We start from the raw sequence: 12,264 nt of genomic DNA on the forward strand, positions 1-12,264 counted from the left end.
GGCAAGGAGGATGTCAGAGCCACGCGCCGCCTGATCGCCGCACATTGCGGATATTGGTACTTGCGACTTCAAAGTCCGACCCGTTGGCCGACCCAGTCGTCGAAGCGGATTGCACCGAGCCGCGGGTTGTTGCCAGGGGTCAGCGACTGGTCGTCGAGCAGCGCGCCGAAATAGCGGGCGTGAACGTCGGGAACGACCTTTCGACCGTCGTTTGTCGCCCGCAGAAATTGCCTGACGACCTCATCGAGCGGAATGGCTTCCGGTCCGGCGACTTCAATCGTGCCGTTGACTGGCGCTGCGAGCGCGATATCGGCAAGCGCTGCGGCGACGTCGTCGGAAGCGATAGGCTGGAACAGTGCCGGCGACAGGCGAACCTCGCCATCGACGGTCGCCGATTGGGCAATGCCGCCGACGAACTCAAAAAACTGCGTGGCCCGCAGGATGGTGTAAGGAATACCGGATGCCTTGATGAGGTTTTCCTGCGCGACCTTCGCTCGAAAATAGCCGTTGTCGGGCAAGCGTTCACTGCCGACGATCGACAGCGCGATGTGGTGGCGGACGCCGGCGGCGGCTTCCGCTGCCAAAAGGTTTCGCCCCGACGTCTCGAAGAATTCGAGGACTGCCTTGTCGTCCCAAACGGGAGCGTTGGCGACGTCGACGACGACATCGGTCCGATCCATCGCAGCAGCCAGGCCCTCCCGCGTGATCGTGTTGACGCCCGTATTCGGCGAAGCCGCCAACACATCGTGACCGCGCTCGCGCAGGCTCTTTACAAGTTTCGATCCGATAAGGCCGGTGCCTCCGATGACGACGATCTTCATGGCTTCACTCTGCTTCTTCTCGGCTGCACGATTGCTGCCGATCTGCGCTGAGTGTGTCCGTGGGCACCGAGGAAGTCCTTGGATCCGTCTTGAATTATCCTTGAGAATAGCTTGATTGTCCGTCCAAGCGATTGTCTGATCGCAAGGCAATGCCTTGGCGACGTGCGATCGTGGTTCAAGGAAAGTGGGCCAGGAGGCTGAGGTGCAGTTCAAGTTCGCGGGCTATCTGCTCGATTCGGAACGCCGGGAATTGACCCTGCGCGGGCAGGTGGTTTCCGTCGGCCCGCAAGTCTTCGACCTGTTGCTGCACCTCATCGAAAACCGCGAGAGGGTCGTCGGCAAGGATGATCTGCTGCTCGCCGTCTGGGGCGGTCGGATCGTCTCGGAATCGACGATCACTAGCCACATAAACGCCGTTCGCAAGGCCATCGGCGATAGCGGCGAAGAACAGCACCTGGTGCGCACAGTCCCCCGCAAGGGCTTCCGCTTCGTCGGCGATGTCAGCCCTGTCGACGTTGGAAATGAAGGTCCAGCGCAAGGCTCGGGCGTCGCCGATTTGAGTTCTGGAGAAGCACACGTGGCGATGCCGGCACTCCCCCTGCCCGACAAGCCCTCGATAACCGTCTTGCCTTTCCAGAACCTGAGCGGCGATCCGGAGCAGGAGTATTTTACCGACGGCGTGGTGGAAGACATCATCACCGCGCTTTCGCGGATCCGCTGGCTGTTCGTCATCGCCCGCAATTCGAGCTTCACCTACAAGGACCGTGCGGTGGAGGCGACCGAAGTCGGGCGCGAACTCGGCGTGCGCTATGTTCTGGAAGGAAGCGTGCGCAAATCGGGAAACAAGGTCCGCATCACCGGCCAGCTGGTCGACGCCACCAGCGGAGCGCATCTTTGGGCCGAGCGCTTCGAAGGCACGTTCGACGACATCTTCGAGCTGCAGGATGGGATAGCCGAAAGCGTCGTCGGCGCGATCGCACCGCAACTCGAACGGATCGAGATCGAACGCGCCAAGCGCAAGCCGACCGAAAGTCTTGATGCCTACGACTACTATCTTCGCGGCATGGCCAAGCTGCACAGCGGCACCCGCGAGGCGCTCGAGGCTGCGCTGCCTCTGTTCTACAAGTCGATCGCACTCGACGACGAATTTGCCGCAGCCTATGCCGGTGCCGCCTGGTGCTTCTTCTGGCGCAAGCTCAACGGCTGGATGGTCGACCGCACGGCAGAGATCGCTGAGGGTGCGCGGCTGGCGCGGCTCGCGGTTGAACTTGGCCGGGACGACGCCGTGGCGCTCACGAGAGGCGGTCACGCGCTCGGCCATCTCGCCGACGATCTCGACGCCGGCATCGCGTTGATCGACAGGGCCCGGCTGCTCAATCCAAACTTTGCACTCGCGTGGTTTCTGGGTGGCGTACTGCGCGTGTTTCGCGGGGAGACGGAGAGCGCAATCAAGGATCTCACCCATGCCGTTCGCCTGAGCCCGCTCGATCCGGAGATGTTCCGCATGCAGACAGGAACGGCGATCGCGCATTTCTTTTCCGGAAATTACGACGATGCGCTGGTCTGGGCCGAAAAGGCACTCGCAAACCTGCCGAGCCTGCTGGCGGCGGTCGCGCTTGCCGCTGCCAGCCATGCGCTTGCCGGCCGTCCCGACGAGGCAAGGCGGTACATGCAGCGCCTGCGGCAACTTGATCCGGCCTTGAGCGTTTCCAATCTGCGCGATTGGCTGCCGATCCATCGACCAGACGATTTCAAGCGGTTTGCCGATGGATTGCGGCTCGCGGGATTGCCGGAGTGACCGTGGCCGCTTGCTGAGCACAATGAGCAGATGCGCGCGCCCCATCACGCGGTTTGCGAGGGTGCGTTCGGCAAAGCAACCCGACTGGTCGCTAACGGGTCCGAATCCGACGCCGTACGATGTTCATCTGGAGTTCGTGACAGGACGCCTGTCGCCCGAGGAGCAACAGCAGTCTCCGCTCCTCGACGTCGCAGATGCCCGCATTCCTGCAGTACTCCGATACATCCAGCAGCGGCTGCGCGCCGGTCGTGGCGATCAATTTGACCTCTATGGGTTTCATGGAGTGCAATCCGCCTGAGGTCGCGCCAACGCTCGCGATGTCACGGACCGAGCGACGGCCGCCTACGCAAACTGCACCCAGGCTAGGCGATTGAATTGAGCACCGAAACTATACGCACGTTTGGTGACATTCGCTCCATCCACCATTGACGGGCACGGAAGCAAAGCGTGCGCGCGGCGCCGAAGCGCATGAACTCGCTTCACGGGGTCCGTGCACGAGCAGCCCCATACTGAGGTGTAGCTCGACCGCCGAAGGACCCGAACCTAGACTCCGCGATGTAACCCTGGCCGGCACATTTCAACCGCGAAAACAGGAGCGCATCATGTCGAATGCACAAACAAGTCCCCGAAAGATCATCCCGCAGGAAAGGCCCGCACCGGATGAACTGGTTCCTTCACGCTATGCGGTACAGGTCGGTGACATCGACGTCTTGATCATCAGCGATGGCATCTTGACCCCGCCGGCCGAGTCGATGGCCACCAACGCGGACCCCGAGATGCGGGGCGCGTGGCTGGATGAGAGGTTTCTGTCAAAGGTTGCCTTCGATTGGGCGTTGAACGCCGTTGTCGTGCGCAGCGGCGACCAGACGATCCTCATCGACAGCGGTCTCGGCGAGGAATATCCCGATTTCCCACGCGCCGGGCAGTTCGTCCATCGATTGGAGGCTGCCGGTGTCGATCTCGCCGCCGTCACCGACGTGGTGCTCACGCACATGCATTTCGACCACGTCGGTGGACTGCTGGTCGAAGGCGTCAAGGAGCGCATGCGTGCGGATCTGCGCGTCCATGTGTGCGCCGCCGAGACCAAGTTCTGGCAGGCCCCCGATTTCTCGCTCACCGCCATGCCACCGGCGCTCGCAGACCTCGCGCGCAAGGCATCCCTTGAATTCATGGACGCGTATCGCAGCCATCTGCGGACTTTTGACCAGCAGGCACAAGTGGCTCCAGGAGTAGTGGTCACCCGTACCGGCGGTCACACCCCCGGCCACAGCGTGGTCCGCATATCGTCCGGCGGCGAGCGGCTGATGTTCGGTGGCGATGCCCTCTTCCCCGTCTCCTTCGACCACCCCGAGTGGCACAACGGCTTCGAACACGACCCCGAAGAGGCTACCCGCGTTCGGCTGCGGCTCATGAAAGAACTTGCGGAGACCGGCTCCTGGCTGGTTTCCACGCACATGCCTTTCCCATCGGTCGGCCGTGTCGCGACCGCCGGCGCGCTTTACCGCTGGGTTCCGGCCTGGTGGGACTACTGACGGAAGGCTTCTGTCGGGAATGAGCCAGACGACTGCTCTGGTTGGATCAACCGGCCGGTTGTTGCCCACGGCGCGTTTTCGCCGCGAGGCATCAATCGGCCGGTGTAATTGCACTTTTGGATGGTGTGCATCGCCACGGCCAGCCCATCCTTCAAGATGATGCCCACGATCCTGCGCGAACCGGTCTGCTTCGAGGGCAGCAATGGCAGCAGGGAGGCTGAACATGCCGCACCGCGTTCTCGATAACCCAGAAGGCCGCCGCTTCGAACTCCCCATCGAAGCGGACGCAGTTGCAGCCGCCTATTATCGCATGGAGGAGGACGTGCTGGTGCTGATCCACACGGAGGTGCCGTTCGAGTATTCCGGAGCAGGATTTGCCACGAAGCTCGCGGAGGGCGTCTTTGCAATCTTGCGGGAGCGGCAACAGAAGGTTGCGCCTCGATGCGCTTTCATGGCCCGCTATGCGGCTCAACATCCGGAATACAGCGATCTGATCTGCTGATCATTGAATAACGCGGCTTGGCAAGGGCGGAGGGCGTCGGCGATCTCACCGCGCGTCCAGCAACGCCTCTGCGCGCGACCATTGCATCGAAGCGTAAGCGCCCGCGAGATTGCTGAAACCAACGTATACCTTTCCCGCATTGCCCCAAGTGTTAGCGTCTTCACGTCGCATGCCAGCCGTCACTCCCGCCGAAACATGGTTCTCGCCGGGCGCCCCGTAGGAGCGCCGTTCACAGGCGGGACCCATCGCAGCGCCGTGTTTCGTGGGCTGAGCATGGCGGCTTGAAAGCATCGTTTGATGCGGCAAGACCACACAGAAAGGAATGGCCATGACAGCCGAGCAACCCGGTCACGGATACGTAACGACAGAAGACTCGACCAGGATTTTCTACAAGGATTGGGGACCGCGCGACGCGCAAGCGATCGTGTTTCATCACGGCTGGCCGTTGAGCGGAGACGACTGGGACAACCAGATGCTCTTCTTCCTCGCAAAAGGCTATCGCGTCATTGCCCATGACCGTCGCGGCCACGGGCGATCGGAGCAGGTGAGCGGCGGCCATGACATGGATCACTACGCCGCCGACGTAGCCTCTCTCGTACGGCAATTGGATCTGCGCAGCGCGATCCATATCGGGCATTCGACGGGCGGGGGCGAAGCGACCCGGTACGTCGCCCGTCACGGCAAGGGGCGCGTGGCCAAACTCGTCCTGATCGGCGCCGTGCCACCGCTTATGCTGAAGACGCCGAACAATCCCGAGGGGCTTCCGATCGAGGCGCTCGACGGCTACCGCGAGGCCCTCGCAGCCAACAGGGCGCAGCTCTATCACGACATCGCATACGGTCCCTTCTACGGCTTCAATCGCCCCGGCGTCACGCCGTCTGCAGCGATCAGCCAGAATTGGTGGCGACAGGGGATGATGGGAGCGGCCAACGCCCACTACCTCGGCGTCAAGGCCTTCTCGGAGACCGACTTTACCGAAGACCTGAAGATGATCGACGTGCCGGCGCTGGTACTGCATGGCGACGACGACCAGGTCGTTCCGCTCGCGATTTCCGCTCCCCGCTCCGCTCAACTTCTGAAGAACTCCACCCTCAAGATTTACAAGGGTTTCCCCCACGGCATGGCGACCACACACGCGGACGTCATCAACCAGGACATCCTCAGCTTCATCACCAGGTAGTTGCATGGAAGGGCGCCTCCGGCGCCCTTCGTTGCCACACTCATACTGAAACAGAACTTCGCGCGGTTGCGAAACAGCCGCTCATCCGGAAGAAATGGAGGATTTCATGTGTTCCCCGATCAAAAGGACCGCAAACTTCGGTGTGCCTTGGGAAAAGGCCTACGGCTATTCTCAGGCCGTGCAGGTTAAAGGCATCATCTATGTCTCCGGACAGCTAAGCCACGACAGGGCCGGCAACCTCGTCGCCCCGGCAAAACTGGATCCGGCCGGACGACCGGTCGATTTTTCGAACATGGAAGAGCAGATGCGGCAGACCTACGCCAACGCCGTTGCCGTCCTTGCCGAGTTCGGCGCTTCACTCGACGACGTGGTCGAAGAGACACTCTATGTGCTCGATGTCGACGCCGCGTTTGCGGTTGCTGGCAAGGTCCGGAAGGAGATGTATCGAGCGGAGGTGCCGGGATGTGCAAGCAACCTGATCGGTGTTTCCCGTCTGGCCTTTCCCGAACAACTGATCGAGGTCACCTTTCGGGCGATCGCACCGTGCGTTTCGCTTTGTGGCCCGTGATTGCGAACCTACGGGGGGAGCAAACCTTCGTTTTATAGCCAGCAAAACCACGTCGGATACAATGGGCGGATGTTGGTTCTTGACGATCAAGGGAGCTAAGCGATGCCCGAACGTTCAAACCCCATCGAAGCGGCCACCGACGTGAACGTGGTCCACATTATCGACGACGATGAGAGAATTCGCTCGGCGCTATTGGAACTCTTTGGTTCTTCCGGGATCCAGGCAGAGGCGTTCGTCGATACCGCGGATTTCGACGAAAGGGGCGATCCGGAGGCCGTTGGGTGCCTGTTGCTCGATGTGAAGCTGCCCGGCATGAGCGGTATAGAGTATCAAAGGAAACTGTCGGATGCGGGCTTCGACCTTCCGATCGTTTTCATGACCGGCGATGGAGATGTCCCGACGAGCGTCACGGCCATGAAGGCGGGAGCCGTCGATTTCCTGCTGAAACCCTTCGAGGTGAATGACCTGCTTTGTGCGGTCGCCGCCGCTTTGGAGGAAGGAAAAAAGCAGCGCGACGTGGCTGCAAGGAGAAAACATGCCCGTCAATGCGCTGCCAGCCTCACACCCCGCGAGAAGCAGGTGATGAAGCTTGTCACCGAAGGTCTGATGAACAAGCAGGCCGCATACGAACTGGGGATCAGCGAAATCATGGTCAAGCTTCATCGCGCAAGCGCAATGAAGAAGATGGAGGCCCGGACCTTCAGCGACCTCGTCAGGAAGTCGGAACTGCTGCAGTGAGGTCGCGGCCGGAGCTTACGACCGCTAGAGCCGGCACGCCAAATGTCCAGCACTCCTGACCGAAACGCGGCCCGTAGCGCAATGCATCCAACGAGGCTACCGGCTCCGCGAGCCGAACAGACCCGCTAAACGAATGTATAGTGATACAGGTGCGTGAAAGGCAGTAGGCTTCCATCATCATCCCTAGCCGGCACCTTCGTTAGGAGGTGATGATCCAAGTGCTGCAGTCCCCTCCCCGCGGCACGACCGCCAAGGGCCGGCACACCTCGGGGCCGTTTGCCTATGGGCAGGCGGCCTCCCTTTCCTTGACAAGGGTCGACTTCTGCGGGCCTGTGCGTCGCTCAATTCCGTCGGAGCTGTTCAGTCTTACGAACGAGATCCGCAAGCGAACGGCTTTGCATCTTGCGCATAACGCTCATCCGATGGAGCTTCACGGTCATTTCGCTGATGCCCAGCTGGTAGGCGACCTGCTTGTTCATCAGGCCACTGACCACAGCAAACATCACTTCCTGCTCGCGCGGAGAAAGCGTATCCGCCAGCGCCTCGATCCGCTCGCGTTCCGCCTCGACTTTGCGGCGCTCGGCGTCGAGCCTGATAGCACGATCCACCGCCTCGAGCAGATCCTGATCGGAGAACGGCTTGGTGATGAAATCCATGGCCCCAGCCTTCATCGCCTTTACGGTGGTCGGAACATCCGCATGCCCCGTCAGAAAGATCACCGGCAGGCGACTACCAGCAAGCGAGAGATGCTCCTGAAGGTCCAGACCCGTGCCCCCTGGCATGTTGAAATCCAGAACTAGGCAACCGGGCGCCCGAATGTCTGCCGTCTCCAGAAACTCGGGCCCATTCGAGAACGCAGTCACCCGTTTCTGGGTCACCATGAACAAATCGAGCAGCGCTTCCCGCATCGCCTCGTCGTCGTCGACGACGTAGACGATAGGTTCCGCAGGCTCTTCTCTTTTGGTTTGAGCGTGTTGCATCAGATTGGCCTCTGTTTCATCCCGCATGCATCAGCTTCGATCACGACGCGCGGGCGTTCGCTTTGACGGTGCGCGTGCAGAACGACCGTCGGCTCGAGCGGCATCTCACGTTTCATCGTTTCCCTCCATTTTCCGGTCGCCCAATGCGGCGGCGAGCGTGGCCAGCAGAACCTGCGCATCGAACGGTTTTCTGAAGCAGCAAGTCCGGTCGCGCACACTCAGCTGATCGGCGATCTCGTGCCGCCCGGTCATCAGGAAAACAGGAAGGCCCGGCTCTTTCGTCTTGACCAGGTCCCGCAGTTCGAACCCGTCCATTCCCGGCATGCCGATATCCGTAATGAGCGCATCCAGACCCGGCAGCCCGGCCGAAAGAAGCGACCGGCCAGACGAGAAGCTGCGAGCCGAGTACCCGGCCGACTCCAACAGATCTTCCAGCGACTCCAGCAGTCTCGGATCGTCGTCCACGATCGCGACGACCTGCCGATGCGGCAAAGTCATCGATTTCACGCCTGTCTTGCGGGCATGGGTAATGGGTATCTTCAAACGTTCCGCGATACGCACGAGGTCGGCAAAAGAGCCAGCCTTCATCTTCTGCATCACATTTCGCCGATGGATCTGCAGGGTCACCTCGCTGATGCCGAGTTCTGCGGCCGCCTGCTTGTTGAGCAGCCCGCTTATGACCAGCGGCAGCACCTCCCGTTCGCGCGGCGTCAGGTCAAGATAGCGTCGCCTCAGCTTTCCGAACTCCGCGCGCTCGGCCCGTCTTTTCTCGTCCTCGGCAATGGCCGCATGAATGGCGGCCATCAAGTCCGCGTCGGTGAACGGCTTGGTCAGGAAGTCCACCGCGCCATCCTTTATGGCGCGCACCGACGAACGGATATCTCCGTGACCGGTTATGAAAACGATCGGTGGATGCTCTCCTGTGGCTATTTCACTTTGGAGATCGAGTCCGTTGATGTCCGGCAACTCGATATCCAGCAGCAGGCAGGCGGGCCTATCTGGTTTCTCAGAATTGACATAGTCCCCGGCCGAACCGAAGGCGATCGCCTGGATGCCGTGCGAGGCCAAAAGCTCGCACAGGGCTTCGCGGATCCGATTGTCGTCATCGACGATGAAAACCGTGTATTCGTCGTTCGTCATGCCGCCGCTTCCACTTCAATCGGCAATGTAAACGTGAAGGTTGCACCATTTGTTTCATTGTTTTGCGCCCAAAGTCGCCCCCCGTGCGTTTCGATGATCGAACGACAAATTGCCAGGCCCATCCCCATTCCGTTTGCTTTCGTCGTAAAGAAGGATTCGAATACTCGTTCCGGAAACTCGACACCGGTGCCGTGGTCGCTGACCTCCGTCGCGACGAAATCCCCGACGCGACGGACCCGGAGGCAAACGACGCGGTCGCGGACCGTGGCGTCCATCGCATCCATTCCGTTGCGAATGAGGTTCACCAGAACCTGTTGGATATGCACCTGGTCCACCGCAACGCTTGGGAGGGTTTGCTCGATATCGACGTCGACCCGGACGCGACGGCGCGTCGCTTCCTCTGAAATGAGATGAACGGCTTCGGCAATGACGGTCACGAGATCGGTATTGCTCTGCGGCTCGACGCGCTGTCTGAACAGCGCTCGAATCCGGCTGACGACCTCTGCTGCGGAATTTGCGTCGCGGATGATCCTTTCGGCGGTGATCTTTGCCCGCTCGAGATTCGGCGGTTCGGCCAGCAACCAACGGTGACAGGCATTGGAGTTGGCCACGATCGCCGCCAACGGCTGGTTCACCTCGTGCGCGATTGACGCCGAAAGCTCGGCGAGGCTCGCCGACTGGGTGGCTCTGGAAAGTCTCTCTTGCGCAAGACGCAATTCGTCCTCAGCCTGAACCTCGCCGTCGATATCAAGGCAAATTACGTTCCATTGGACGATCGCGCCCTCCAGATTGCGCATCGCGGCCGCCCTGGTCTCGACCCACCGATATGTCCCGTCAAACCGTCTTAGACGGTGCTTGCGCGCATAGGGTTCGCCGGTAGCCAGGGCATGCGCATACCTCTCCTTGACGCCTGCGACATCGTCGGGGTGCACCCCGGCATCAAGCGTTCCGTCCAGCCGGGACTTCCCCGATCCGTCCAGGTCTTCGAGATTATAGCCAAGAAATTCCCGCAACTGCTGACTGCGGTAGACCGGCTCGCCGTTTGGTGCCGCGCAGTCGATCATCGCGGGCAAAGTCTCAACCAGCTGCCACAATGATCGCTCCCGTTCGCGCAGCGCTTCCTCGACGCGCAATTGGTCGTCGATATCGTGTGAGAGCCCGTACCATTGCACGATCTGTCCACCGTCGTCGCGCAAGGGTTCCGCATTGCTTTCAACCCAGCGAAAGACACCATCCGACCGGCGCAGGCGAAACCGCTTTGAGAAGTTCTCACCGGTGGCGACAGACCTGCCCAGCGCCTCCTCGAGGCCCGAAGCATCGTCCGGGTGCACGGACGCTTTGAATACGGCCGCCAGGCGGCTCGGGTCCGGCTGCTCGGAACTCGTTTCATCCAGACCGAGAAAGCACATCAGCCGCTTGTTGAAAAACGTAGGCTCGCCCTGACGATTCAAGCGCCAAAGCAGGCTGGGAACGATGTCGACGAGCTGCAGGAGTTCTCTTTCTCGGTCGCGCAACGCGTTCTGTGCACGCATCTCGTCATCGATGTCGATCGAGATCGCATACCAGTTTACGATCGTGCCGTCCTGGTCGATCAGCGGCACCGCCCGTCCGTCAACCCAACGATAGACGCCGTCCGAGCGGCGCAAACGGTATTTCATTCCGTAAGATTCGCCCGTCGAAACGGAGTTGCGGACCGCTTCCAGGAGAATAGCGGAGTCGTCCGGATGCACGAGCATTTCCATCGCCGTCGCCAGCCGGCTGCCAGCCGGTGTTTCCAGCTGCGCGAGATCTTTCCACCCATAGAAATCAAGCAGGCGCTTGTTAAAAAAGGTCGGTTCGCCGTTGGGGCCCAGCCGGCGGATGTGGACCGGGACCATGTCGACAAGCTGCGACAGTTCCAGCTCTCGGCCACGCAAAGCTTCAACGGTCTTCTTGTAAACATCGATGTCGAGCGCGATGCCGAACCAACCCACGATGCGGCCTTGCGCGTCGCGGGCGGCCCGGGCAGCAGTTCTCGCCCAGACATAACTTCCGGAAACGCGGCGAAAGCGGAACTCGACGTTGAAATCATCCCCCGTTTCCAGGCAACGATTCCAGACCGTCGCGGTTCGCTCATAATCGTCCGGATGCAGCAATTGCTTCCAGGCCGTGTCACCTTCGTCAACGGAAACGTTCAGCTGCTCCGGAGTGACGCCGAGCGAGTTCTGCGCAAATGGATGCAGGTAAATCCAGCGCCCGCGCGCATCGAACGCCCAGCCGTTGCCGAATATGCTCTCGACAGCTCTCGCGGACCGCAATGGTTCTGGCTCGCCAGCGGTATCGGATGCCGCAACGATGCGGGGCTCGCGATCCGTCACCAACTCGTCGATATCGACGCTGACGCTATAACCGGGCTCGGCGCGGGTTTCCGTCCACCGGTACTTGCCGTCGGGTTGCCGCTGTCTGTGCCTGGTGACCTGGGGAACGCCCGTCCAGAATGCACGCGCGGCTGCATGCGCCGCGCCAGTTCGGTCATCGGGGTGAATTCCGCCCAGTGAGCTTGGCAATTCTTGTACGGCTGCCTCCGCTGTCTCGGCAAACCGAGCGGCTGCACCGGACGTTTCGATGTCGATGATGGCGCCGTACCAGCCGAGGATATGATCGTTGCCGTCACGCGAGGGCCGAGCAGACGTACGGCTCCAACCGTAAGCGCCACTTGTGCGCAGCGTTCGATGCTCGATGTTGAAGTGCTGGCCCGTTTCAAGGCACCGGCGCCAAAGTGCGATCGACCGTTCGTAATCGTCCGGGTGGATCATTCGCCTCCAGCCGAGGGGACCGCCATCCGACTGCGAGCCGAACTCCTCGAGCGTCAGCGCCAGCCGCGACAGCACCGCAGGGCTGACGCAAACGATCTCGCCGGCCGAATTCGCCGCCCAGGCGTTGCCGACCACACTTTCGATGATCCGCACCGCCTGCATTGCTTCCAGCCCGATTTCCTCAGGTGAATCGAACGCCTTCGTCATTGC

At 61.1% G+C, this 12,264-nt stretch carries 10 protein-coding genes and 1 pseudogene; 6 read left to right on the forward strand and 5 right to left on the reverse strand.

The genetic code is table 11. The annotated features are described in order from the left end of the window. Positions 1 to 68: 68 nt before the first annotated feature. Complete coding sequence (locus VGO04_RS18035) at positions 69 to 821, reverse strand: SDR family oxidoreductase (protein WP_327497349.1); 753 nt, start codon at positions 819 to 821, stop codon at positions 69 to 71. Positions 822 to 1,023: 202 nt separating this feature from the next. Here VGO04_RS18035 and VGO04_RS18040 point away from each other — a divergent pair, with 202 nt between their 5' ends. From VGO04_RS18040 to VGO04_RS18070, 6 genes are all read left to right on the forward strand, one after another. Further along, on the forward strand, positions 1,024 to 2,619 hold the full coding sequence (locus tag VGO04_RS18040; RefSeq protein ID WP_327497350.1) for a winged helix-turn-helix domain-containing tetratricopeptide repeat protein: 1,596 nt from the start codon (positions 1,024 to 1,026) through the stop codon (positions 2,617 to 2,619). Between the two features lie 602 nt (positions 2,620 to 3,221). Next, a complete protein-coding gene (locus VGO04_RS18050; protein WP_327497352.1) occupies positions 3,222 to 4,151 on the forward strand; it encodes an MBL fold metallo-hydrolase in 930 nt (309 codons plus the stop codon). Positions 4,152 to 4,374: 223 nt separating this feature from the next. Further along, the gene (locus VGO04_RS18055) at positions 4,375 to 4,653 is read left to right on the forward strand and encodes a GNAT family N-acetyltransferase (protein WP_327497353.1); all 279 of its coding nucleotides are present in this window, start codon (positions 4,375 to 4,377) and stop codon (positions 4,651 to 4,653) included. 328 nt (positions 4,654 to 4,981) lie between these two features. Further along, positions 4,982 to 5,833 carry an alpha/beta hydrolase gene (locus VGO04_RS18060; protein ID WP_327497354.1) on the forward strand — a complete coding sequence of 284 codons (852 nt, stop codon included), beginning with the start codon at positions 4,982 to 4,984 and terminating at the stop codon, positions 5,831 to 5,833. Between the two features lie 106 nt (positions 5,834 to 5,939). Next, on the forward strand, positions 5,940 to 6,401 hold the full coding sequence (locus VGO04_RS18065) for a Rid family hydrolase (protein ID WP_327497355.1): 462 nt from the start codon (positions 5,940 to 5,942) through the stop codon (positions 6,399 to 6,401). A 102-nt stretch (positions 6,402 to 6,503) separates the two neighbouring features. Then, positions 6,504 to 7,139 (forward strand): response regulator transcription factor, encoded by a 636-nt coding sequence (locus VGO04_RS18070; RefSeq protein WP_327497356.1) that lies wholly within the window; start codon positions 6,504 to 6,506, stop codon positions 7,137 to 7,139. A gap of 341 nt (positions 7,140 to 7,480) precedes the next feature. Here VGO04_RS18070 and VGO04_RS18075 read toward each other — a convergent pair whose 3' ends face one another. From VGO04_RS18075 to VGO04_RS18090, 4 genes and pseudogenes are all read right to left on the reverse strand, one after another. After that, positions 7,481 to 8,119, reverse strand: a complete 639-nt coding sequence (locus VGO04_RS18075; RefSeq protein WP_327497407.1) for a response regulator transcription factor — start codon at positions 8,117 to 8,119, stop codon at positions 7,481 to 7,483. A gap of 105 nt (positions 8,120 to 8,224) precedes the next feature. Then, the gene (locus VGO04_RS18080) at positions 8,225 to 8,617 is read right to left on the reverse strand and encodes a response regulator (protein WP_327497408.1); all 393 of its coding nucleotides are present in this window, start codon (positions 8,615 to 8,617) and stop codon (positions 8,225 to 8,227) included. 9 nt (positions 8,618 to 8,626) lie between these two features. After that, positions 8,627 to 9,259, reverse strand: a pseudogene (locus tag VGO04_RS18085) (response regulator transcription factor); the annotation flags it as partial. Further along, positions 9,256 to 12,261 (reverse strand): PAS domain-containing protein, encoded by a 3,006-nt coding sequence (locus tag VGO04_RS18090; RefSeq protein ID WP_327497357.1) that lies wholly within the window; start codon positions 12,259 to 12,261, stop codon positions 9,256 to 9,258. The gene VGO04_RS18090 and the pseudogene VGO04_RS18085, both read right to left, overlap by 4 nt. Positions 12,262 to 12,264 lie beyond the last annotated feature (3 nt).

Source organism: Ensifer sp., assembly GCF_035999185.1.
Taxonomy (GTDB): domain Bacteria; phylum Pseudomonadota; class Alphaproteobacteria; order Rhizobiales; family Rhizobiaceae; genus Ensifer.